The organism is Streptomyces sp. NPDC093149 (assembly GCF_044754145.1).
GTDB lineage: Bacteria > Actinomycetota > Actinomycetes > Streptomycetales > Streptomycetaceae > Streptomyces.
Genome location: NZ_JBIVON010000012.1, coordinates 88,987 through 111,621, shown reverse-complemented (window position 1 = coordinate 111,621; position 22,635 = coordinate 88,987). Strand labels below are relative to the sequence as shown.

Here is a 22,635-nt window from a genome sequence, read left to right as displayed (position 1 = left end):
ATCCTCGCCTTGATGACCCAACTCCCAGTACCGGAGTAGGTCTCGGTGCCGGACCCGAGCTTGTTCCACAGGTTCCGTTGGGTGCCGGAACTCGCACTACGGTAGTACTGAGCGTAGACCGGGTTGGCATCAGAAGTACTGTCCCAGGCTCCCACCTTGGCACCGTTGGCCGTCGAATTGTCATAGACCCGAGCCTGGCCGGTGCCGGAGAGCGTCGCTGTCTGGTATGCGAGCGCCGGAGCCGCCCCAACGAGCACGAGAAATCCGAGCACCGACGCGGCGATCGCTCGGCCGGACCGTCCACACGGGCGTCCAGGTCCGCGCGCCGGCTGTGGCGGCTCTTGACCATGAGCGGATAGCCGTTCTCCGGCCGCTCCGCTCCGTGGAGGGCTTCGGACAGCGCGACCAGGGTCCTGGTCCGGGCGTCGGCAGGCCGGCACCTTCGGTCAGGGCGGTGATCCGGCTCCATTCCCGGCACGGCTCCCTCGCAGCGGCCCCCAGTGTCTCGCGGCCTCTGTCAGAAGAAGACCCCGCAGCGCAGCAGCACGTTCGCGTACGGTCGCGCCTCCCCGGTCCGTACCACCAACCGGGCGCCCGCCGAGAGCGACTTGAGTTCCTCGTGCGGTACGTGGGTGAGTTCCGGGAGGCGCTCGTCCAGGAGCCGTGCGGCCTCCGGGTTGGCCTTGCGGACCTCGTGCGCCGCCGTCGCGCCCTCCACCACCAGTTCGTCCAGCAGCCCGTCGACCACCTCGGCGAACGACGGGACACCGGCCCGGAAGGCCAGGTCGACCACCCTGGGACCGGGCGGAATGGGCATGCCCGCGTCGCAGATCAGTACCCCGTCGCCGTGGCCCAACTCCGCCAGCGCCCCGGCGAGATGGCGGTTGAGGATTCCCTTCTTCTTCACGGCCCGGAGACTTCCTCTGCGGTCGGGAACGACGCCTGCGCGCCCTGTCTGGTGACGGCTGCCGCGCCCACCCTGACGGCGAAGGCCGCAGCTACGGTGAGCTCCTCGCCCAGACCCAGGCGCCAGGCCAGAGCGGCGGTGAACGCGTCACCCGCCCCGGTCGTGTCCACGGCCTCGACCTGAGGGCTCGGGACGGTGACCAACGCACCCGTACGGCTGTCGGCGACGAGCGCGCCCGCCGCGCCCAGCGTGACCACGACCGACCGCGGGCCGAGCTTCAGCAGCCCTCGCGCCCACTCCCGGGGCGTGGCCCCAGCGGCCTCCCCCAGTATGTAGCGCGCCTCGTGCTCATTGACCACCAACGGGTCGCAGACGGCGAGCACGGAGTTGGGCAGGGGCGCGGGCGGGGACGGGTTCAGTACCAGCCGGGTGCCGGGTGACATTGCACCCGCCACCTCGGCGACGGTGTCCAGCGGGATCTCCAGCTGCACGGAGACGACCCGGGCCGCCTCGAAGAGGGGCCCGGCCGCCCGGATGTCCTCGGGGGTCAGCCGGCCGTTGGCCCCGGGCGACACCACGATGCTGTTGTCGCCCGAGGGGTCCACGGTGATCAGCGCGACTCCGGTCGGTGCCCCGCCCACGAGCACGCCACTCGTGTCGACTCCCGCCGCCCGCTGCGAGTCCAGCAGCAGGCGGCCATGGGCGTCGTCGCCGACCCGGGCAAGCAGGGCGGTGCGGGCCCCGAGACGGGCGGCGGCGACCGCCTGGTTCCCGCCCTTGCCGCCCGGGTGGACGGCCAGATCGGAGCCGAGCACGGTCTCACCGGCGGCGGGGCGGCGTTCGACACCGATGACCAGGTCGGCATTGGCCGAACCCACGACCAGCAGGTCGTACCGGTCGTGCTCGTTCTCGTGCATCATTCCTGCTTTCCGTGGTCGGACAGTGCTCGGGTCCCGCTCAGGAGAAGTCGGCGACGTTCTTCTCGGTGACGACCTTGACCGGCACCTTCACCGTGCTGTCGACCTTCTTGCCCTCGGCGGCCTTCACCGCGTTCTGCACGGCGATCCTGCCCAGTTCCCTCGGCTGCTGAGCCACGGAGGCGTACAGCGTGCCCCCCGCGACCGCCTTCAGGCCGTCCGGGGTTCCGTCGAATCCGACGACGGACACGGACGTTCCCGCCTTGCTGCCGAGTGCCTTGACCGCGCCGAGTGCCATCTCGTCGTTCTCGGCGAAGACACCGGCGACGTCGGGGTGGGACTGGAGCAGGTTGGTCATGACGTCCAGACCCTTGGTGCGGTCGAAGTCCGCGGGCTGCTTGGCCACGACCTTGATGCCGGGGTACGCCTTGAGTCCTTCGGCGAAGCCCGCTCCGCGCTCCCGGCTGGCCGAGGTGCCCGCGGTGCCCTGCAGGATGACGATGTCGCCCTTGCCGCCGAGCTTGTCGGCCAGCGCCTTCGCCGCGAGCTTGCCTCCCGCGACGTTGTCGGAGGCCACCAGCGTCGCGGTCTTCGCCTTGTTGACGCCTCGGTCCGCGGCGATCACCGGGATGTCCGCCTGGTTGGCGCTCCGGACGGCGGGGCCCGCCGCGTCGGAGTCCACCGGGTTGACGATGATGGACTTCACTCCGGAGCTCGTGAAGTTCTGCAGCTGGTTGGCCTGTTGCGACGCGTCGTTCTGCGCGTCGGTGACGGTGAGGTCGACCCCGTCCGCCTTCGCCTCCGCCTGCGCGCCCGCCTTCATCTGGACGAAGAACGGGTTGTTGAGCGTGGAGAGCGACATGCCCACCTTGGTGATCCCGCCGGAGGAGCCACGGTTGAGGTACGACACCCCGCCCACGACGACGGCCACACACAGCGCGGCGATCCCGAACTTCACCGCTCCGGCTCCCTTGCGGCCGGACCCCGGCGAGCCCGGGGCGCCGGAGGAACCTGTCGAGGTGGCGGCCTTGGCCCCGGCCTTGCGGCGCAGCGTGTCCAGCAGCACCGCGAGGGCGATGACCACACCGATGACGACCTGCTGCCAGAAGGCCGAGACGGACAGGAGGTTGAGTCCGTTGCGCAGCACGGCGAGGATGAGCGCGCCGATCAGGGTGCCGGACGCCTTGCCGACGCCTCCGGCCAGGCTGGCGCCGCCGATGACGACCGCGGCGATCGCGTCGAGCTCGTACCCCTGCGCGGCCTGCGGCTGGGCGGAGGTCAGACGGGACGCGAGAACGATGCCCGCGACCGCGGCGAAGAGCCCGGACAGGGCGTAGATGGCCAGCTTCTGGCGCTTGACGCGCAGTCCGGAGAGGCGGGCCGCCTCCTCGTTGCCGCCGATCGCGTACATCGAGCGTCCGATGTAGGTACGGGCGAGGATCAGTGCCGTGATCAGGCCCATCGCGACCATGACGAGGACCGGGACGGGCAGCCAGCCGCCGAGCGTGTCACCGAGGACGGAGACCGAGTCGGGGAAGGCGATCGGGCTGCCCTGGGAGATGACCAGGGACAGGCCGCGCGCGATGGAGAGCATGGCCAGTGTCGCGATGAACGGCGGCAGTTTGCCGTACGAGACGAGGGCGCCGTTGACGAAGCCACAGGCGATGCCCGTAGCGACGGCCAGCACGACCGCAAGCCAGACGGGCACGCCTTCCGACGTCGCCGACCAGGCCAGCACGGTCGCGGAGAGCGCGGCGACCGAGCCCACGGACAGGTCGATGCCGGCCGAGACGATGACGAAGGTGACGCCGAACGCGAGGATCGCGGTGACAGCGGCCTGCACACCGACGTTCAGCAGGTTCTGGGTGGTGAGGAAGTCGCCGGAGAGCAGCGACATCGCCACCAGCAGGACGACCAGGGCGCTGAGGGCGCCGTTGTCGAGCAGGAGGCGGCGGATCGTGCGTCCTGCGGCGCCACTCGCGCCCGAATCGCTCTTGAGCGTGTCAGTGGCCACGGGGGCTCTCCTCTTCGTTCACAGCCGGAGTTGTTGCGGGAGTCGCTATGGGGGCCGCGCTGACGGCGAGCGCCATCACCGCGTCCTGGGTCGCTTCGTGCGCGGGGAGTTCCCCGGCGATGCGACCCTGGGCCATGACCAGCACCCGGTCGCTCATGCCGAGGACTTCGGGCAGGTCGCTGGAGATCATCAGAACGGCGTGGCCGGCGGCCGTCAGCTCGTTGATGAGCTGGTAGATCTCGACCTTGGCGCCCACGTCGATGCCGCGCGTCGGTTCGTCGAGGATCAGCACCCGGGTGTCGGCGAGCAGCCACTTGCCGATGACGACCTTCTGCTGGTTGCCGCCGGAGAGCGTGCGGACGTGCTGGCCGAGGCCCGCCATCCGTACCCCGAGCTGTTCGGCGATCCGGGCGGCGGCCGTGCGCTGTCCCTTGAGGTCCACGAGCCCGGAGCGGCTCGCCGAACGCAGGGTGACCAGGCCGAGGTTCTCCTGCACGGAGGCATCGAGGACCAGCCCCTGGGCCTTGCGGTCCTCCGGCACGAGACCGATCCCGGCGCCCATGGCAGCGGTCACGTCGTACTTGGCCAGCCGCCGGCCCCGTACGTCGACGGTGCCCGTGTCATAGGGGTCCGCGCCGAACACGGCACGCGCGACCTCGGTGCGTCCGGCGCCGACGAGACCTGCGAGGCCGACGACCTCGCCCGCCCGTACGTCGAAACTGACGTCGTGGAAGACGCCGTTGCGGGTCAGCCCGCGCACGGCGAGCAGGGGGTCTCCCGCTTGCGGGCGCTCCCTCGGGTACTGCTGCTCGATGCTGCGGCCCACCATGAGCTGTACGAGCTCCGCCTCGGGGGTCGAGGCGGGTACCTGGTCGATGCTGCGGCCGTCGCGCAGCACCGTGACCCGGTCGCCGAGCGCCGCGATCTCTTCGAGGTGGTGGGTGATGAAGATGATGCCCACGTCCTCTTCGCGCAGCTGTCGCACGATCCGGAAGAGTTTCTCGACCTCCTCGGACGTGAGTACCGCCGTCGGCTCGTCCATGATCAGCACGCGTGCTTCGAGGCTGAGCGCCTTGGCGATCTCCACCATCTGCAGCCGGGCGATGCCCAGTTCGCGCACCTTGGCCTTCGGTGAGACGTGCAGGCCGACACGGTGCAGCAACACCTCGGCGTCCGCCTCCATGCGGCGCCGGTCGATCATCCCGAGGCGGCGCGGCTGCCGGCCGAGGAAAATGTTCTCGGCGACGGTGAGATCGGGTACCAGGTTGAACTCCTGGTAGATCGTGGCGATTCCGAGCCGTTCGGCGTCCTGTGCCCCGTGGATGCGGACCTCACGCCCCTGGGCCAGGATCCGGCCGCTGTCGGGGCGGTAGGCACCGGAGAGCATCTTGATGAGGGTGCTCTTTCCCGCTCCGTTCTCACCGAGCAGGACATGCACTTCGCCGCTCCGCAGGTCGAAGTCGACGCTGTCGAGGGCGACCACGCCGGGAAAGGTCTTGCGTACGCCTTCGATGCGCAGCAACTCGTCCTGGGTGCTCACAGGCTGCTCCTCCGGTTCGAAGCGTGTTCGCCGCAGGAGCTGCGTACGACGAGACGGGCGGGAAGGGTCACGGACTGCGGGGTCCGTCCCTCGATGAGGTCGACCAGCGCGCGCACGGCGCAGCGGCCGAGCTCTCCGGTCGGTTGGGCGATCGCCGTGATCGGAGGGGCGGTGTGCACGAACCACGGGATGTCGTCGAAGGCCGCCAGCCCGATGTCCTGAGGAACGCTCAGCCCGTGCGCGCGGATCGCGTCCAGCGCGCCGAGCGCCATCAGGTTGTCGGCGGCGAACACGACCTCGGGCGGTTCGGGAAGGGCCAGGAAGCGTTCGGTGACGCGGCGCCCGCTGTCCGCCCGGAAGTCACCCTGGCCGATGTAGGCGTCGGGCAGCGCGAGCCCGTGCTCGCGCAGTGCCTCGCGGAAGGCGTCGACCCGCTCGTTGCCCGTGGTGGTGGCTGCCGGACCCGCGATGATGGCGAGCCTGCGGTGACCGAGACGGTGCAGGTGGGCGACCAGGTCCCGGATCGCGTCGCGGCCGTCGGCGCGCACCACGGGGACGTCCACGCCCTCGATCCAGCGGTCCACGAAGACCATCGGCGTACCGCTGTCGCCCGGGCCCGGCAGGAGCGGGGAACTTCCGTCGGCCGGGGAGACGAGGAGTCCGTCGATCCTGCGGTCGAGGAGCGTCCGGACGTGATGGTCCTGCAGGTCGGGCTGTTCGTCGGCGTTCCCGATGATGACGCTGTAGCCGAGCGCGCGGGCCTCTTCCTCGACGAAGCGGGCCAGTTCGGTGAAGTACGGGTTGAGTACGTCACTGATGACCAGGCCGAGGGTGCGCGTCTGATCGGTGCGCAGCGAGCGGGCCACGGCGTTGGGCCGGTAGCCGAGGGAGTCGACAGCGGCAAGGACGCGTCTGCGCGCGTCGGGGCTGACGGAGGGATGGCTGTTGAGAACGCGGGAGACCGTGGCGACGGACACTCCCGCCTCGGCCGCGACATCCTTGATGCTCGCCATTTCCGGACCACCTCCTTGTGGTTTCCGTGAGCCTCGAAACCAGCAGCTCAGCGCCGTGGAATCGATTACAACGATGATTGGAAACGATTACATGGCTGAAAACAACCCCCTTCTGAGCGTCCGAGATCGGATCGTGACCAAAGTGGGGCGCGTCACACGAAGCCTCTGCCACGCGACGTCGAGGACGCCGGCTCCACTGCCCGCGGACCCGAAGGAACGGAGCGGCCGGGAGGGGCCAGGAGTAGCCGGGAAGGGGCCGGGGAGAGAGGCCGGCGGCAGAAGGGCCGCGAGAGGCTGGAGGGCGAACAGACCGCGAGGGGCCATGAGCGGCCGGAGGGCGAACAGCCCGGACTCCGGCAGCCGATGGACACCCGCTTCCACACGACACGATTCCGCGGATGGTCGGGGCCGGGCGCACGGCTCACACCGGTGCCCACAACATGGTGGCACCCGAAGCCTGATACTTCGTCGACATGCGTACCGGCACCCACGAAGGGGCCGGTCCCGCACGGGGCCTCGACGGCGACGGTCAGCGGCGGTGAGTGACCGCCGGCCCGGGCGTCGTCGCGCGACGGGTCCGCCGAACCGATGCGGACGGTGTGACGGCGCGGGAGCGGGAGCGGGCCGATGGTGTCAGCCCGCTCCCGCGAGGTCAGTCGCCGGCCGGAGTGCCCGTCACCTTCAGGTGACGGATGCGGCCCGTGTTGTCGAAGGATCCGAAGCCCACCCGACCCGAGGCGAAGACCGGGTCGGTGGCGGTGATCAGGGGGTTGGGGCTGCCGTCCAGGTAGACGGCGGTCTCACCGGTGTCGGCACAGTGGGTGAGGCGCACCTTGTGCCATCCCTCGTCCTTGATCGCCGGAGGAGCGCCGAAACTGCCGTTCCACTGATCGTCGATGCGCAGCCGGTCGGCGTCGTCGACCGTGAACATACCGTTGTGCGGGTAGATGCTGTTGTCGCTCGACAAGTGCGCGTACTGGTATCGGGTGTCCGACTGATAGTCCCAGATGAGAATGACGTCACGGTTGGTGATCTCGACGGGGGTGTCGATCCGCACCTCCGCCTCGACGGTGACGGAGGAATGGCGCGGGCCGGCGGTCAGGACGGCGTACTCGAAGGGACGCCGCGGCCCGGGGCGGGCGACGCCCGGCTCGGTCAGGATCGTCTCGCGTTCGGTGTAGGCCCACTTGGCCGGGGTGACCGGCGCCCAGTTGTCGGGGCCGGTGGTGTGGGTGGAGGGGGTGTTGCCGACCTCGCAGTCGGCGAAGGTGCGGGTCCCGGTCACCTTCCAGACCTTGCCGTTGGCCTTCGAGACGATGTACAGGCCGCCGCTGCGGTCGGAGCCGAAGCGCAGGTCGACACGTTGGTCCCCGGCGAGGTCGCGCATGGTGACCGTCTTCCCGGTGGACTTGTCGAAGAGCATCAGTTGCTCAAGCGGCGCGAGCCCGGCGCCGCGGCGCATGTCGCGGGTGTCCGCGGCCAGGATCCGGCCGTCCACGAGGTCGCCGAAGATGTACTTCCCGCGCAGCGCCGGCGCGTCCTTGCCGCGGTAGACGGAGCCGCCGGCGATGGCGCGGCCCACGTCGGACCGGCAGTTCCAGTCGGGTCCCGGGTCGTGGTCGTAGGCGGCGACCGGGTAGGTGTAGCCGTACTGGGCGTCATCGGCGGGGAGGGGGAGGATACGGGCGCACGGGTCGGTGGCCTCCTTGTCGAACACGAAGGGGCCCTCGCGCTCGCTCCAGCCGAAGTTGTCACCGGCCTTGACCTCGTACACCGACTCGATGGCGTGCTCGCCGATGTGACCGAGATACATACGGTGGCTGCCGCCCGTGTCCCAGCTGAAGCGGTGCGGGTCCCGCATGCCTATGGCGTAGATCTCCCCGAGGGCACCGGACTCGCCGACGAACGGGTTGGACGCGGGGATGCCGTACCGGCCGTTGGCGCTGTCACGACCCGCGGGGTCGATCCGCAGGAGCTTGCCGTGCGGGAGTGTCAGGTTCTGCGGCTCGCTGTTGCCGACACCCTGCCCTCCGTCGCCCACCGCGAGGTAGAGGAGGCCGTAGTCCTCGTCGTGGGGCTTGGCCGTCGGGTTGAAGTCGATCTGCTGAATGCCGTGCACCTGGCCGGAGAAGCCGATCCGCAGCACCTCGCGACGGGTGCCGTGGAAGACGGCAGCGGAGGGGTCGTCGGCGGTCCACTCGGTGACGATGCCGTGATACGTGAGTGTGCCCGCCTGCCGGTAATCGGGGATCTCGGTGGCCTGCGAGGCGAGTTCGGTATGAACGGTGTAGAACCGCCCGTTCGCCGCGAACTCCGGGTGGAACGCTGCGTACCCGAGACCCTGGCCGAGACCGCGGCCCGAGAAGAAGTGCGAGAACGCCGCCTTGACGTCCAGGTAGGGGTGCGGGGTACCCCCGGACTTCCGCGTCGCGGCACCGGGGTCGGTGAGGTAAAGGGTGCCGTTGAGGTCGGGGGTCGCCATCCGGCCCGAGCCGTCGGGAAGTTCATTGATGGTGTTGATCCGGGCGTGGCGCACCAGGCGCGGATCCGTCGGCGCCGGGACGGGATCCGACTCGGGGAACTGTGCGAACTCCTGCAGGACGAGGCCTGTCCTGGACTGGACGGGCTTCTGCGGAATGGGGTCGGTCAGGGCGGCTGTCGTTGCGGCGGGCTCGTCGGCGTGGGAGGGCGCGGCGAGACCGCCGACAGCGAGGGCTGCGACGGCGGCCACGGCCGCCCAGCTCTTTCGGTACGTACGTCGTGAGGCCATGCGGATCCCTTCGGGCTGGCGCGACAAGGAGGTGAGGAAAGGACGATCCGAGGACGAGAACGGTCAGTGGCCCCGCGTCATGCGCCGGTACTCCGCCGCCACCGCTCCGGCCGGCACCGGGCGGTCCAGGAACAGGAGGTCGTCCATGCGGCAGTCGCAGGCATTGCTCTCCCGGGTGTTCTGGGGAAAGCTCCCGCCGATCTTGATGCCGCGGGGATCCGTGGGCGAGGCGCGGTGGGGCGCAGGCGTGGTGGCGAGTTCCCAGGGGTCGCCCGGCGTGACGTAGAACCCGTCCAGGGGCTTGCCGTCGCGGTAGAGGGCGAGGGTGCCGTCACGGAAGTCGAATGTCGCAGCCAGGTGGACCCATTCACCGAGGGGCAGCAGTTCTTCCCAGGGGGCGTCGGCGGCGAAGGTCTGGGAGGCGCCGCCGTCCAGGCGCCTGCCCAGCGCGACCAGCTTCAACTCACCTTTGACCTGAATGAGTTCGAGCAGAGCCCGCACCGCGTGGCCGTCAGAGGTTCCGGACAGTACGCCGGCCAGCCCGATCGCGTTGTAGCGGTCGCCCGGGTCGGCCGTGTTGGAGTTGAGGGCGGGATTGTCGCCCGTCATCTTGAACCAGCCCATGACGGTGGCACCCCGGGCACTGTTGAAGGCCCCGAGGGACGCCATGCCCTCGGCGTCCCAGGCCCCGGCCTTCCAGTCGTCGTTGCCCGCGGTGGCCGGATTCTGCTGGCGTACTTGCAGGGCGGGTGAAGCGCCCGGGTACGCCTCGTCGGCCACGCGCATCGCGGAACCGCCGTTGATCAGGCTGAGCGTGGTGCCGGAACGTCCGATGTCCTGCTCGCGACCGGGGTCGGCGGGGTCCGGGTGTCCGAAGTCGTACGCCGCCACGGCTTGGGCCCGCAGCGGTGTGTGAACGGTCGAGGGGCGGGCCGCCTGGGCCGGAACCGTGGCGGCGGCGAGCGAGGCGGTCGCGGCGAGCGCGGCGACGGCGAGTGAGTAGCGTCTGGTGCGGGGCGGTGTCATTCAGCCTCCCAGCGGCAGCGAAGGGACGGTCGACCGGGGTTTCCCAGCCGACAGAAAGCGCTTTCGTCCGCGTGCAACGACCATGTTGGTCCCTCGCGACAGCCCTGACAATGGGCGTGTACTCGCCAATTTTTTGCGCACCCTTCCGCGGCGGCGCAAACCTCCTCGTGCACCAGAACGCAACCCGCGAGCGACTCGTCGGAACGCGGGCGCCGCCGGCTCACCGCGGTGTACGAGCCGCTCGCCCGAGGTCCGGGCGGGTACGGCGGATGGGCGAAGCGGCCCGATGCGCGACCGCGCAGGCGCCGGTTCACGACGGACTGCAACGACCCCTGCGACAAGTTGGCGCTCAAATACGCCAGTTGACCACGACTCCGATCACGACCACTGCCGGCCGGACGCCCGCTACGGGCGAATCGAAAGGGCTCCCTGGCGGCCTACCACGGCATCACGTTGCTCAAAGTGCTTCCGCGGGCGGGGACTTGGCCGGACCGAGGCGTCCAAGCCCCGTACCGACGGACCCACCACGGTCCGTCAACAGCGTCCACCCCACGCCTTCACACCTGTACAGCCGGGCCATGAGCCGCACGCACATATCCGCGCCGACCAAGGTTTCGTTCGTCGGTACGCCCATGGAAAGAGTCCCGGCATCCGATGTCTACCCATGGGTAACTCCCGCTGGTTGGATGTGTGTCGCCTGTTCCACCCCCCGTCAGCAGAAGCAGGAGACCACCGTGCCGCTCACCGCGCTCCGCCGCACCTCCGGCGTGACCCTGTCCGCCGCGCTCGCCGCCGTCACCCTGATCGCCAACGCCCCTCAGGCATCGGCGGCCGACGTCCCCTCCCTGCGGGTGCTCACGTACAACACGTTCCTCATGAGCCAGAACCTCTACCCGAACTGGGGACAGGACCACCGAGCGGCGGAGATACCGAAGGCGTCCTTCTTCCAGGGCCATGACGTGGTCGTGCTCCAGGAGGCGTTCGACAACTCCGCCTCCGACTCGCTCGCACGGAACGCTTCCACTCAATACCCGTATCAGACACCGGTGGTGGGCCGGAGCAGGAGCGGCTGGGATGCCACGGGAGGTGCCTACTCGGCCACCACTCCGGAGGACGGTGGGGTCACCGTCCTGAGCAAGTGGCCGATCGTCCGCAAGGAGCAGTACATCTACAAGGACGCCTGCGGCAGCGACTGGTGGTCCAACAAGGGCTTCGTCTACGCCGAACTGAATGTCGACGGCAACAGGGTCCATGTGGTGGGGACCCACGCGCAGTCGACCGACTCCGGATGCAAGGCCGGCGAGGCGGCGCAGATGCGCAGCCGGCAGTTCAGGCAGATCGACGCCTTCCTCGACGCCAAGAACATCCCGGCTTCCGAACAGGTCATCGTGGCGGGCGACATGAACGTCGACTCCCGCTCCCCCGAGTACGCGTCGATGCTCGCCGACGCCGGACTGACCGGAGCCGATGCCCGCACCGGGCACGCCTACTCCTTCGACACCCAGGACAACTCGATCGCCGCCGACCGCTACCCCGACGACCCTCGCGAGGACCTCGACCATGTCCTGCACCGCGCCGGGCACGCGAAGCCGGCCGGCTGGACGAACGAGGTGATCAAGGAGCAGACCGCGCCCTGGACCGTCTCCAGTTGGGGCACGAAGTACACGTACACGAATCTCTCCGACCACTACCCGCTGATCGCTTCCGCCCGATAGCGGATCCGAGCCCCGCACACCCGTCACCCCGCACACCTGTCACCCCGCTCGCCCCGACCGAACCCCGTCGGCAAGACCATCGGATGCTGCGAGGCGGAGTGCCGCACGCCCGGCCCCGCCGCTCGGATCCAGCGCCGACAAGCCGTCGCAGGCCGCATCGATCAGTACCACCGAGCAAGCTGATCGCCCGGCAGAACCACGGCTCACGGGCTGCGCAGACATTCTGGAGCCGTACGGGGGGAGGAGGCACCGAGGCGTTCGGTGATGTGGTCGCCGACACGCAGGGCGTTGGCGATGGCGGTCAGGGAGGGGTTCACTGCGCCGATGCTCGGGAAGAAGCTGGTGTCCACGACGTAGAGGTTGTCCAGGTCGTGGGTCTTGCAGCTGGTGTCGAGCGCTGAGGTGCGCGGATCGTTGCCGAAGCGCACGGTGCCGGCCTGGTGGGCGGTGGCGCCGATGGGCATGTCCTTGTGCAGGTAGAGGGTGTGCGGCAGCAGGTAGTGCCTGTGCATGCCCAGGTGGCCGAGGATGCTCTGCAGCTTGCGGCGCAGGTGGGTGACGGCGGTGGTGTTGTTGGTCTCGTCCAGAGCCAGGTGGATGTTGCCGTCGCTGTCGAGGGTGACGCGGTTCTCCGGGGCGGGCAGGTCTTCTCCGCACAGCCAGAAGTCGACCGCGTGCTGGGCAAGGACTTCGAAGGGCATGTCCGGGGAGGCGAGGCCGGCCCAGCGGGGTGCTTCGCCGCGGATCTGTTCGGCGTCGGACTTGCCGAGCATCTGGATACCGCCGAGCGGGTAGTCGAAGTCGTCCGCACCGAGGTACCAGTCATTGACGGCGAGGGTCTTCTGGAAGCGGGTGTTGTTGGGCTCGTGGGAGACGGCCATCAACGCCAGGTTGTTGTGGCGCATGTAGTGGCGGCCGACGACGTCGGAGCTGTTGGCAAGGCCGCGCGGGTGACGGTCGTTGGCGGAGCGCAGCAGCAGGGCGGCGGAGTTCACCGCGCCGCAGGCGACGGCCACGATGTCGCCATGGAAGCCGGCGGAGGAGCCGTCGGGGAGTTCGGCGACGACGTTGGTGACGTTGCGTCCGTCGGCGTCGGTCTCCAGGCGGCGCACGTTGGCACCGGTCACCAGGGTGACGTTGGGGTGTTCCAGCGCGGGGTCGACGCAGATGACCTGGGAGTCGGACTTGGCGCCCAGCAGGCAGGGGAATCCGTCCACCCGGTCGCAGCGGATGCAGGCACTGCGATGGGTGGGGCGCCCCTGCTCATCCTGGGTGAGGTTGACGCCGATGGGGAGGTGGAAGGGGCGCAGTCCCTGCTTCTCCAGGTCGTCGCTGAGTTGCTGGATCCTCGGCTCGTGCTGGACCGGGGGGTGAGCGTACTGGGCGCTGGTAGGTCCTTCGGTCGGGTCCTCTCCGTGGCGCCCGTGGACGAGGTAGAGGTGTTCGGCCTGGGTGTAGTACGGCTCGAAGTCCTGGTAGCTCAGGGGCCAGGCGGGAGAGATGCCGTCGTGGTGGCGAAGTTTGCCGAAGTCCTCGGGGCGCAGCCGGAACAGTGCGGCCCCGTAGAACTTGGTGTTGCCGCCGACGTAGTAGTTGACCTCCGGTGGGAAGGTCCTGCCGTTCTGGTCGTACCACAACTCAGGGGCGCGGTACTTGGCCTTGACGAAGACCGCGGAGGATTCCCAGTTGTCGCGCTCGCGCGGCAGGTAGTCGCCGCGTTCGAGAATGAGAATGCGCTTGCCGGTGCCGGCGAGGCGGTAGGCGAGTGTGCCACCGCCCGCGCCGGTGCCGATGACGATGACGTCGTAGTGCTGTCCTGTGTCGGGGTGCGGGCCGGTCGGTTCGTCCTGCATGGTGTTTCACCTTCTTCACTCAGAGGATGGCGATCGGGTTCACGGGGGAGCCGGTGGCACCTGGGAGCCGCAGCGGCGCGACGACGCACAGGAAGGACCAGCGGCCCTGCTGCGCGCACTGCGGCGCCAGCTCTTCGAACTGCAGGTAGTCGAGGAGGTGCAGTCCCAGGGCATGGACGGCGAGCACGTGTACGGGAAAGGCGACGCCGTCGACGGTGCTGGGTGCCGGGTCGCTGTTGCTGTCACAGCCGAGCGCGGCGATCTGCCGTGCGGCGGCGAACTCCATGGTGGTGGGGTGCAGCCCGGCGCGTGCGCGGGTCACGTCCCAGGCGCCCAGGTCGATGCGACGCCGCCGGTGCCCCACGCGCACGAAGAGCAGGTCGCCGCGGCCGACCCGGACGCCCTGGGCCGCTTCGGCGGCGGCGAGTTCCTCGGTGGTGACCTGGGTGCCGGACTCCAGCCACGGCACGTCGTTCAGCCGGGGGATGTCGAGCAGTACGCCGCGTCCGACGATGCCGTCGTGGGCGAGGTCGAGGGAGAGGGCGTCGGCCCCGGTGGTGGTGAAGGAGTCGGCGGGGAGGTTTCCGTAGAGTGTTCCGTCCCAGATGACATGGCAGAGGGCGTCGATATGACTGTCGACGTCATTGTGGACGTTCATCGCGAAGCGGTCCCGGGCGAAGTGGAGCCCGTCGCCGAGCGGTTCGCTGTCGACCGGGGCGGTGAGCCGGTGCCGAGCCGGGTCCGGAGCATCGGGTGCCGGGGCCGTCTGCACCGGCGCGGCCAAGGAGACTGCGCGTCCGGTGCGGACTTCCGCAGCGGCGGTGAGCACCTGCTGTGGGGTGATCGTGGCCAGGGCACCGCGCTCCGGTCCGCCTGCGCGTGCGGCCTGCAGACGGCCGTGCAGCAGGCGGAAGTCCGTGGCGCTCAGAGCGAGCGGTCCGCCGGATTCCGTCCGGTGAGCCATGGGGCTGGTTCCTCGCGTTCAGGCACGCCGCCGTCCTGCCGGCGGCGGTCGAGGGCGTCGTCGAGGTTGGAGGCGGCCATGATGAGCGAGAGGTGGGTGAAGGCTTGGGGGAAGTTGCCCAATTGGGCACCGTCCGGGCCGATCTCCTCCGCGAACAGGCCCACGTGGTTGGCGTAGGTGTGCATCTTCTCGAAGGTGTAACGGGCCTGGTCGAGCCGACCGGTCCGGGCGAGTGCGTCGACATACAGGAAGGTGCACAGGCTGAAAGTGCCTTCCGAGCCGCGCAGGCCATCGGGTGAGGCAGCCGGGTCGTAGCGGTAGACGAGGCTGTCGGAGACCAGCTTGCGGTCGATGGCGTCCAGGGTGGACAGCCAGCCCGGGCCCAGCGATGGCAGGAAGCCCACCCGGGGGACCAGCAGCAGCGAGGCGTCGAGCACATCGCCGTCGTAGTGCTGCACCAGGGCCTGCTCGGTCTTGCTCCAGCCGCGCTCCATGACCTGGGCGAGGATGGCGTCGCGAGCCGCGGTCCAGCGTTGGACGTCGGCCGGGCGACGCCATTCGTCGGCCAGGCGCAGCCCGCTGTCGAAGGCGGCCCAGCACATCACCCGGCTGTAGGTGAAGTTCTGGCGTCCGCCACGGGTCTCCCAGATGCCTTCGTCCGGGCGGTCCCAGGAGTCGGCGAGCCAGTCGAGGGTGCGGGCGAGCGCCGTCCATTCGTCGTAGCCCACGTGCATGCCCAACTGGCGGCTCTCTGCCAGGGCGTAGAGGGCCTCCCCGTAGATGTCCAGCTGCAGCTGGTCGGCGGCGGCATTGCCGGCTCGCACCGGGGATGAGCCGCGGTAGCCCTCGAAGTGGTCGAGGATCTCCTCGTTCAGCCGGGGGTCGCCGTCGACCCGGTACATGATCTGCAGGGGCTCACTGCCGGGGCCGCCCTGCTCGTGCAGCCGCTGGCCGAGCCAGCGGACGAACGCGACCGCCTCCTCGACGAAACCGAGGTCGACCAGGGCCCGCACCGACAGCGCACCGTCCCGGACCCAGGTGTAGCGGTAGTCCCAGTTGCGCTCGCCACCGACCTGCTCGGGCAGGCCCATGGTCGCCGCCGCGACGGGGGCGCCGGTGGGGGCATAGGTGAGCAGTTTCAGGGTGATGGCGGAGCGGTGCACCATGTCCGGCCACCGGCCACGGTAGCGGGAGGTGAGCAGCCAGCGGTGCCAGAAGCCGACCATCCCCCATAGTTCGCGGGCGAGCTCGTCCTCGGTCGGCTGCGGCGGAGCGGGGCCGCCTGCGCGGCAGACGGTGAACAGTGCTCCGGCGACCTGCCCCTCGCGCAGCGTCACCTCACCGCGGACGTCCCGGCCGTCGCGCTGCAGCGGGAAGGTGCTGCGCAGGTGGGCGGTGAGGTGGGGGCTGTGGAAGGTTGCCCCGTCAGGTCCCAGGTCGAGGGTGTGCTCGGCGCGGGCGTAGTCGAAGCGCGGTCGGCAGTCGAGGGTGAAGCGCACGGTGCCGCGTACTGCCCGGACGACCCGCACGAGGGTGTGCCGGTCGGTGGCCCGGCTCGAGGTGTCGGGGATCATCCCGTCGATCACCTCTCCGACCCCGTCGGGGGACATGAATCGGGTCACCAGTAGCGCGCTGCCCGGGTAGTACAGCTGGCGCCAAGTGCCCTGACCGCTGTCTTCGGGCGCCAGCCGGAACCAGCCACCGCGGTCGTGGTCGAGCAACGCGGCGAAGACGCTTGGCGAGTCGAACCGCGGGGCCGCGAACCAGTCGACGACGCCATGATCCGTGATCAGAGCGGCTGTCTGCAGGTCCCCGACCAGTCCATGGTCGGCAATGGGAGGATAGCGATCCATATCGCCAGTATCAGACCCATTTGGGTTAATTGCACACCGGGAATGACGCCGAGGCGAGCGCCCGGAGTTGTCATTCGGACACGATCCGCATTGCTGGCGGGAGGCCGCAGCTGACGGGCGGAGGAGTGAGTTGGTCCGCCTCCGCGTGATGAACCGCCCGGAGCCCATCGCCCAGGCTATGGCGCTGCCGGCCGGCAATCCCCGCCTGCTCAAGCTGCGGCTGTGCCGGGTGCGCGCCCCCGAAAGGAGGCGCGCGGCTCGCTGTTCCAGCTGCTGCCGAGCGTCACCGTCCTCAGCGTGGCGGGTTCGGCCACGCTCGGGACATAGCGAGCGGCCTGGCGGCGGCTCGCCGCGCGCCCTGGGCCTCGCCGCGCGCCCTGGCGCTGACGCCTCGCCCCCACCGTACGGGCGCGCTCCGCGTGCGGGGTCTGCCGACGCACCCGAAGGTGGGCTGCATGAACCTGGACCACCGCGCGGGCGGCGCTCCGGGGAGCAGCTTGCATCCCGGGCCGGGCCCGGGCGACGGACAGAGACGGAGACCCACCCGTGGCAACCACCGCCAGCGAAACCCGGCCGCTTGCCGCCTTGCCGCTGCTGAAGGGACAGAAGGCACTGGTGACCGGCGCGAACTCCGGCATCGGCAAGGCCACCGCCATCGGCCTGGGCCGGGTCGGCGCCGATGTCGTGGTCAACTACGTCGCCGGCAAGGAGGCCGCCGAGGAGGTCGTCCGGGAGATCCAGAACTTCGGGGTGCGCGCTTACGCCCACGAAGCAGACGTCTCCCAGGAGGACCAGGTCGTCGCGATGGTCGCGCGCGTGGTCGAAGAGTTCGGCACCATCGACATCATGGTGGCCAACGCCGGGTTGCAGCGGGACGCGCCGGTCACCGACATGACTCTGGCCCAATGGCACAAGGTCCTGGACGTCAACCTGACCGGGCAGTTCTTGTGCGCCCGCGAAGCGGCCAAGGAGTTCATGCGCCGTGGCGTCGTCCCCGAGGTGTCCTGCGCGGCAGGGAAGATCATCTGCATGAGCTCGGTCCACCAGACCATCCCCTGGGCCGGGCATGTGAACTACGCGGCTTCCAAGGGCGGCGTGCTGATGATGATGCAGACCCTGGCCCAGGAGCTCGCACCCCACCGGATCAGGGTCAACGCGGTGGCGCCCGGCGCGATCCGCACCCCCATCAACCGCAGCGCCTGGGACACCCCCGAAGCCGAGGAAGCCCTGCTGCGGCTGATCCCTTACCGGCGGGTGGGCGACCCGGAGGACATCGCCCATGCCGTCGCGGTCCTGGCCTCGGACTTCATGGACTACGTGGTGGGCAGCACCCTGTACGTGGACGGCGGTATGACACTCTTCCCCGGCTTCGCCACCGGCGGCTGACGACGGCGCATGTGGAGAGCCTGCCGGCGCAGACCCCGGCCCAGGAACTGCCCGGGCGGGAACCAACCGATGGTCTTCACCCTCGCCGCCCACCCCACCCTGATGCCGCTCGCGGTGGCACTGCCTGAGCACACATCTGCACGCAGCTATTTGGAGTGACGAGGTCCTCATGAGTCGACCTGCGGGTCAACCAGACAGAAGGGGCAGGGCGGAGGAGGCGCGCGCGGCCACTGGCGCGGCATCGGGTTCCGACCCTCTCGGCGCCCCCGATCCCCTCGAGAGCGAACTCAGCCCTGCCGAGGACCGCGTCGTCGTCGCGGAGTGGTCGCGGCGGATTCCCCCGGTCAGGGCGCGGATCCCGGAAGTGCGCATCGGCAAGCGCTGGTACAGCACCGCCTGGCTGATCCCGATCAGCGTCGCGGGGCTGATCGTCTGGATCGGTGTGTGCCAGCAGTTGCGTACCTATTCGGCGGTGCAGAGCTGGATCGCCAGTCATCCCGGAACGGGCGACTTCCAGCCGCCGGTCACCAGCGGGTTCCCGTTGTGGCTGCGCATCCTGCACTTCCTGAACTTGCTGTTCATGCTGTTCATCATTCGGGCTGGGATCCAGATCCTGGCCGACCATCCACGGCTGCAGACGGACGCCGGGTGCATGCCCGGCCGGGAGCGACTGCGATTGCGCGGCCCGGTACCGCCTGACCGGATGGCACAGGAACCGCCGGAGCGTGCGTGGACGGCAAAGGACGACGCGGTCACCCTGCCTCGCTGGCTCGGCCTGCCGGGGATCCGGCACTCGATCGGCCTCGCCCGCTGGTGGCACTTCAGCTGCGACTTCCTGTGGGTCCTCACCGGTGTGACGTTCTACGTGCTGCTGTTCACCACGGGGCAGTGGGCGCGGCTGGTGCCGGTCGACTGGAGCGTCATCCCCAATGCCATCTCGACTGCCATCCAGTACGGGTCTCTGGACTTCCCCGCGAATAAGGGCTGGACGCAGTACAACGGCATGCAGATCATCGCCTACTTCGTTGTGGTCTTCATCGCCGCGCCACTGGCCTTCATCACCGGTCTGCTGCAGGCGCCGGCCATCGCCGCCAAGTTCGGGCTGGGCTGGGGTCGGGTCAACCGCCAGACAGCCCGCATCGTCCACTTCATGGCGCTGGTAACTTTTGTCGGGTTCATTTTCATCCACACCGTCATGGTCTGGATCACCGGGCTGCTCAAGAATCTCAACCACATCACCATCGGCATGAACACCGCTTCCTGGACCGGATGGTGGCTGTATGTCGTCTGGATGGCCATCGTGGTGGCCGTCTGGTGGGCCGCTTCACCGCTCACGCTGCGCTATCCGCGGGTAGTGCAGAAGACCGGCAGGTTTCTTATCGGCTGGGCAAAGGCGCTGTTGGAGAATGCGGATCCGCGCGCAACCTACCCGGACAAAGCGATCTCGCCGTTCTTCTGGCCCAACGGCACGCTGCCTGACAGTCAGGAATACGCAAACCTGAGGGACAACGGCTTCCGCGACTACAGCCTGCGCATCGACGGACTCGTGGACAAGCCCGTCACCCTGTCCTACGAGCATCTGAAGGCGATGCCCAAACAAGAGCAGACCACCCAGCACTACTGCATCCAGGGCTGGTCAGGCGTCGCCAACTGGGGCGGCGTACCAATGCGGGAGATCGTCGAACTGGTGCAACCATCGCCAAATGCGCGCTTTGCCGTGTTCTACTCCTTCGCTTCCGGCAGCGAGGGCGGGGTCTACTACGATGCTCACAAGATCGAGCACATGCAGCACCACCTGACCATCCTCGCGTACGAGATGAACGGTGAACCGCTCAATGAGCTACACGGTGCTCCGCTCCGGCTGCGTAACGAGCTTGAGCTGGGTTTCAAGCAGGTCAAGTGGATCCGGGCCATCGAGTTCGTCGAGAGCTTCTCCCATCTCGGCGCGGGGCAGGGCGGCTACAACGAGGACCATGAGTTCTACGGCTACCGAATGCCCATCTGACAGCCCATCGCCAGGAATATCTGCCGCCCCTGCGGCGCGCTCCGGCGAGGACGGCATCGCGTCGGGAGCAGTGCCATGCTGGCGAACGTGACCTGTCGCAGGAGCCATGAGGAAAGTACGCCCGGGGACGGCAGCCGGATCCTGGTGGCCCGTCTCCGGCCTCGCCGAACGCAGGCGAAGGCGAACCGCGGCGAGGGGCTGCATGACGTCGCCTCCGCCGTGCGACCGCACTGTCGGCACGCCCGTGAGCCGCGCTGTCTCAACGAGTTCCGCCGTCGCTGTCGGTGCGAAGGGGGGCGGTCCGGTCGCCCTGCAGCAGTGCGCTCGCAGCGTGAATTCGCCGTCCACGAAGGTCCGACACCGCTCAGCGCGACCCGGGGTGCTGATCGCGGCCGGCTCGCCGTCCTTGCCGAATGGATGGTCGGCGCCCAGGCCAGGTCCACGGGCGGAGTTTGAACGGCCTTGGCTACGCCCGCCCCCCGCCCACAGCGCCGCCTCCGGCGAGCCGTGCGCACAGCTGTGCGGAATCTGGATCCTGGGGCGTTCGCGTTCGTGATGGCAACCGTCATCGTGTCCAGTGCGCTCGACCGCGACGGCACCAGTGGCGCCTCGGCAGCACTGCTGGTGATCGGCCTGACCGGCTACGGGGTTCTGCTGCTCGGCAACGGCTGGCGGCTGCTGGGATGGCGACGACGGTTGCTCGCGGATGCGGTCGGGCCGCGCGGGTTCGCGTTCCTCAGCGCGGTCGCGGCCTCCGACATCCTGGCCGACCGCTTGGCGGCCGATGGGCATCAGGTGGCGGCTGCCGTGCTGCTGACAGTCGGAGTACTGGGCTGGCTGCTGCTGGGGTACGGAATCCCGCTCGCGCTGGTCGCAGCCGCGCGACGCCATCCCTCGCTGGACCAGGTGAACGGCACCTGGTTCCTTTGGGTGGTCGCCACCCAGTCTGTCGCCGTCGCAGCGGTCGCGCTCAACGGGCTGATGCCCGCAGCCCATGCCTTCCTGCCCGAGCTCGCCTCGGTGTGCTGGGCGATCGGGCTGATTCAGTTCCTTCTGCTGGCCCCGCTGGTCCTGTCCCGGATGCTCGTGCGGCCGATGGCACCGGCGGAGTTGATTCCCGCCTACTGGGTGTTCATGGGCGCCGGCGCCATCAGCGTGCTGGCGGGTGCTGCTCTGTTGCAACTGCCGGCGGCCGAGCGTCTGCTGCCGGCCGAGGTCATCTCCGCGCTCTGCCTCGTGCTCTGGTCCTTCGCCACCTGGTTCATCCCGTTGCTGATCGCACTCGGTGTCTGGCGATACCTGGCCCGGCATGTTCCGCTGCGCTTCTCGTCGAGTCTGTGGAGCATGGTTTTCCCCGTCGGCATGTACGGAGTCGCGACCCGGCAGTTGGGAAGCGCAATCGGGGTCTCCTGGCTCACCACACTCGGGGCGGCCGAGACATGGCTGGCGGCAGCATTGTGGGCCGTGGTGTTCCTGGCGATGCTCGCCTCGCTGGCACGCAGTCTCTGCCATACCGAAACGGCGCAATGAGCAGCGATCGCCCCCTGCCCCTCCCTCTGGCTGCCAGATCCGCGCCCGAGGGGCGGGCGGGGGCCGTGGTCCACACGGGGTCCACTGGCTCTGTCCCGCCCAGGATCACTTCTCGGATCAGCCCCTGGCCCGAGGCCCGCACCGGCGCTGCGGAAGCCTGATGCCGCGGAGGCCTCATCCAAGATCGCGATCTTCGCCGGTTCGCGCGCCCGTGATCGAATCACACCACCACGCCTGGCAAAGCCCGTCAGGAGATGAGGATGGAGATGCCGTCCCCGATCAGCTTCAGCCCGAGGACGAAGAACAAGACCGCCATCACGACGACATTGTGCTGAGCTGCCCAGTTCTTCCAGTTGCCGAGCGTGGTCTTGGCTCGCTCTCCCCCGAGGAGAAAGACTGCCAGCGGGGCCAGCAGGCCGAGGGTGGCGATCAGGACGAAGATCGCCAGTGATGCGATCTGCTGCCCGACCGGCAGTCCTGCTGAGCCGATCGCGGCGCCCGCGGCGATGGTCAGCGGTGCGTTCTTGGCGTTGAGCGCGGCCAGGGCCAGTCCGAGTGCGAAAACCTTGACCGGCGTGAGGCGGTCGATCGCGCCCATCCACTTCGGCAGCTGCGCTTGCGAGGGATCCCTTGGGCGTCGGCGCCACTGCCGGGCACCGAAGAGGACGAGAAAAACGCCCAGAGCGAGCTTGAGCGCTCCCACCCAGGTGGCCGGGTGATGGTGGGCGGAGGCGCCTGCCGGGGAAGCGATCGCCAGCATCACCGCGCCCAGTGCGGCAAGTCCCAGGATCCAGCCGACGGTGAAGAGGACGCCGTTGAGCCGTCCTCGGGGCGTGGCGAGTATGAGGATGACGGCGATGATCGGGAGGGGACTGACCGCGACGGCCGCCGCGAAACCCAGCACGTCACCGAGAACTGCGCCCATGGTTGCCTCCGGATGGCGATCCAGTGGAGCGGGCTTGGCGGAAGCGGGTGATCCAACCGTCAGTACGGTGCAACGGCTTGTTCTGTGGTCGGCTGCGCCGCGCCCTTGTCTTCACGGCTGTGCGAAAGTGGTTGCCCGATATGGCGACGGCGGCATACTCAGCACGTCCCACCGCTTCCATCTTCCTGCGCCCAGCCGGATCTGTCCTCGGGAGCCT

The 22,635-nt window shown here is 69.1% G+C and carries 15 protein-coding genes; 4 read left to right on the top strand and 11 right to left on the bottom strand.

Annotation, left to right across the window (positions count from 1 at the left end; all coding sequences use genetic code 11):
* Positions 1-517: 517 nt before the first annotated feature.
* The 7 genes from rbsD to ACIQCZ_RS30650 all read right to left on the bottom strand — a co-directional run bounded on the left by rbsD (position 518) and on the right by ACIQCZ_RS30650 (position 10,187).
* Positions 518-907, bottom strand: a complete 390-nt coding sequence (rbsD, locus tag ACIQCZ_RS30680) for a D-ribose pyranase (RefSeq protein ID WP_402286929.1) — start codon at positions 905-907, stop codon at positions 518-520.
* On the bottom strand, positions 904-1,824 hold the full coding sequence (locus ACIQCZ_RS30675) for a ribokinase (protein WP_402287237.1): 921 nt from the start codon (positions 1,822-1,824) through the stop codon (positions 904-906). Before ACIQCZ_RS30675 ends, rbsD begins: the two co-directional genes overlap by 4 nt.
* A 40-nt stretch (positions 1,825-1,864) precedes the next feature.
* A complete protein-coding gene (locus ACIQCZ_RS30670) occupies positions 1,865-3,838 on the bottom strand; it encodes a substrate-binding domain-containing protein (RefSeq protein WP_402286927.1) in 1,974 nt (657 codons plus the stop codon).
* Positions 3,828-5,378, bottom strand: a complete 1,551-nt coding sequence (locus ACIQCZ_RS30665) for a sugar ABC transporter ATP-binding protein (RefSeq protein WP_402286925.1) — start codon at positions 5,376-5,378, stop codon at positions 3,828-3,830. Before ACIQCZ_RS30665 ends, ACIQCZ_RS30670 begins: the two co-directional genes overlap by 11 nt.
* Positions 5,375-6,391 (bottom strand): LacI family DNA-binding transcriptional regulator, encoded by a 1,017-nt coding sequence (locus tag ACIQCZ_RS30660; protein WP_402286923.1) that lies wholly within the window; start codon positions 6,389-6,391, stop codon positions 5,375-5,377. Before ACIQCZ_RS30660 ends, ACIQCZ_RS30665 begins: the two co-directional genes overlap by 4 nt.
* Before the next feature lie 652 nt (positions 6,392-7,043).
* Positions 7,044-9,161 carry a PQQ-dependent sugar dehydrogenase gene (locus ACIQCZ_RS30655; RefSeq protein WP_402286920.1) on the bottom strand — a complete coding sequence of 706 codons (2,118 nt, stop codon included), beginning with the start codon at positions 9,159-9,161 and terminating at the stop codon, positions 7,044-7,046.
* Between the two features lie 63 nt (positions 9,162-9,224).
* Entirely contained in the window at positions 9,225-10,187 is a 963-nt protein-coding gene (locus ACIQCZ_RS30650; protein ID WP_402286918.1) for a hypothetical protein, read from the bottom strand.
* Between the two features lie 734 nt (positions 10,188-10,921).
* Here ACIQCZ_RS30650 and sph point away from each other — a divergent pair.
* Positions 10,922-11,902, top strand: a complete 981-nt coding sequence (gene sph / locus ACIQCZ_RS30645) for a sphingomyelin phosphodiesterase (RefSeq protein WP_402287235.1) — start codon at positions 10,922-10,924, stop codon at positions 11,900-11,902.
* 203 nt (positions 11,903-12,105) lie between these two features.
* Here the strand turns inward: sph and ACIQCZ_RS30640 are convergent, their stop codons facing one another.
* From ACIQCZ_RS30640 to ACIQCZ_RS30630, 3 genes are read right to left on the bottom strand one after another with little or no spacing between them, the layout of a single operon-like run.
* A complete protein-coding gene (locus ACIQCZ_RS30640) occupies positions 12,106-13,755 on the bottom strand; it encodes a GMC oxidoreductase (RefSeq protein ID WP_402286915.1) in 1,650 nt (549 codons plus the stop codon).
* A gap of 19 nt (positions 13,756-13,774) precedes the next feature.
* Complete coding sequence (locus ACIQCZ_RS30635; protein WP_402286913.1) at positions 13,775-14,719, bottom strand: cyclase family protein; 945 nt, start codon at positions 14,717-14,719, stop codon at positions 13,775-13,777.
* On the bottom strand, positions 14,680-16,572 hold the full coding sequence (locus tag ACIQCZ_RS30630) for a glycoside hydrolase family 15 protein (protein ID WP_402286910.1): 1,893 nt from the start codon (positions 16,570-16,572) through the stop codon (positions 14,680-14,682). Before ACIQCZ_RS30630 ends, ACIQCZ_RS30635 begins: the two co-directional genes overlap by 40 nt.
* A 546-nt stretch (positions 16,573-17,118) precedes the next feature.
* Here ACIQCZ_RS30630 and ACIQCZ_RS30625 point away from each other — a divergent pair.
* The 3 genes from ACIQCZ_RS30625 (at position 17,119) to ACIQCZ_RS30615 (ending at position 21,493) form a co-directional block, all read left to right on the top strand.
* The gene (locus ACIQCZ_RS30625; RefSeq protein ID WP_402286907.1) at positions 17,119-17,958 is read left to right on the top strand and encodes an SDR family oxidoreductase; all 840 of its coding nucleotides are present in this window, start codon (positions 17,119-17,121) and stop codon (positions 17,956-17,958) included.
* A gap of 169 nt (positions 17,959-18,127) precedes the next feature.
* Positions 18,128-19,963 (top strand): molybdopterin-dependent oxidoreductase, encoded by a 1,836-nt coding sequence (locus ACIQCZ_RS30620; protein WP_402286905.1) that lies wholly within the window; start codon positions 18,128-18,130, stop codon positions 19,961-19,963.
* 507 nt (positions 19,964-20,470) lie between these two features.
* Positions 20,471-21,493 (top strand): tellurite resistance/C4-dicarboxylate transporter family protein, encoded by a 1,023-nt coding sequence (locus tag ACIQCZ_RS30615; RefSeq protein WP_402286902.1) that lies wholly within the window; start codon positions 20,471-20,473, stop codon positions 21,491-21,493.
* Positions 21,494-21,740: 247 nt separating this feature from the next.
* Here the strand turns inward: ACIQCZ_RS30615 and ACIQCZ_RS30610 are convergent, their stop codons facing one another.
* Positions 21,741-22,418, bottom strand: coding sequence for a GAP family protein (locus ACIQCZ_RS30610; protein ID WP_402286900.1), 678 nt, complete (start codon positions 22,416-22,418; stop codon positions 21,741-21,743).
* Between the last annotated feature and the right edge of the window lie 217 nt (positions 22,419-22,635).

What these genes read in the sequence shown, in the direction of transcription:
- ACIQCZ_RS30675 (WP_402287237.1), bottom strand. Translation starts at nt 1,824, where the DNA reads ATGCACGAGAACGAGCACGACCGGTACGACCTGCTGGTCGTGGGTTCG.
- ACIQCZ_RS30660 (WP_402286923.1), bottom strand. Translation starts at nt 6,391, where the DNA reads ATGGCGAGCATCAAGGATGTCGCGGCCGAGGCGGGAGTGTCCGTCGCC.
- ACIQCZ_RS30655 (WP_402286920.1), bottom strand. Translation starts at nt 9,161, where the DNA reads ATGGCCTCACGACGTACGTACCGAAAGAGCTGGGCGGCCGTGGCCGCC.
- ACIQCZ_RS30650 (WP_402286918.1), bottom strand. Translation starts at nt 10,187, where the DNA reads ATGACACCGCCCCGCACCAGACGCTACTCACTCGCCGTCGCCGCGCTC.
- ACIQCZ_RS30640 (WP_402286915.1), bottom strand. Translation starts at nt 13,755, where the DNA reads ATGCAGGACGAACCGACCGGCCCGCACCCCGACACAGGACAGCACTAC.
- ACIQCZ_RS30635 (WP_402286913.1), bottom strand. Translation starts at nt 14,719, where the DNA reads ATGGCTCACCGGACGGAATCCGGCGGACCGCTCGCTCTGAGCGCCACG.
- ACIQCZ_RS30630 (WP_402286910.1), bottom strand. Translation starts at nt 16,572, where the DNA reads ATGGATCGCTATCCTCCCATTGCCGACCATGGACTGGTCGGGGACCTG.
- ACIQCZ_RS30620 (WP_402286905.1), top strand. Translation starts at nt 18,128, where the DNA reads ATGAGTCGACCTGCGGGTCAACCAGACAGAAGGGGCAGGGCGGAGGAG.
- ACIQCZ_RS30610 (WP_402286900.1), bottom strand. Translation starts at nt 22,418, where the DNA reads ATGGGCGCAGTTCTCGGTGACGTGCTGGGTTTCGCGGCGGCCGTCGCG.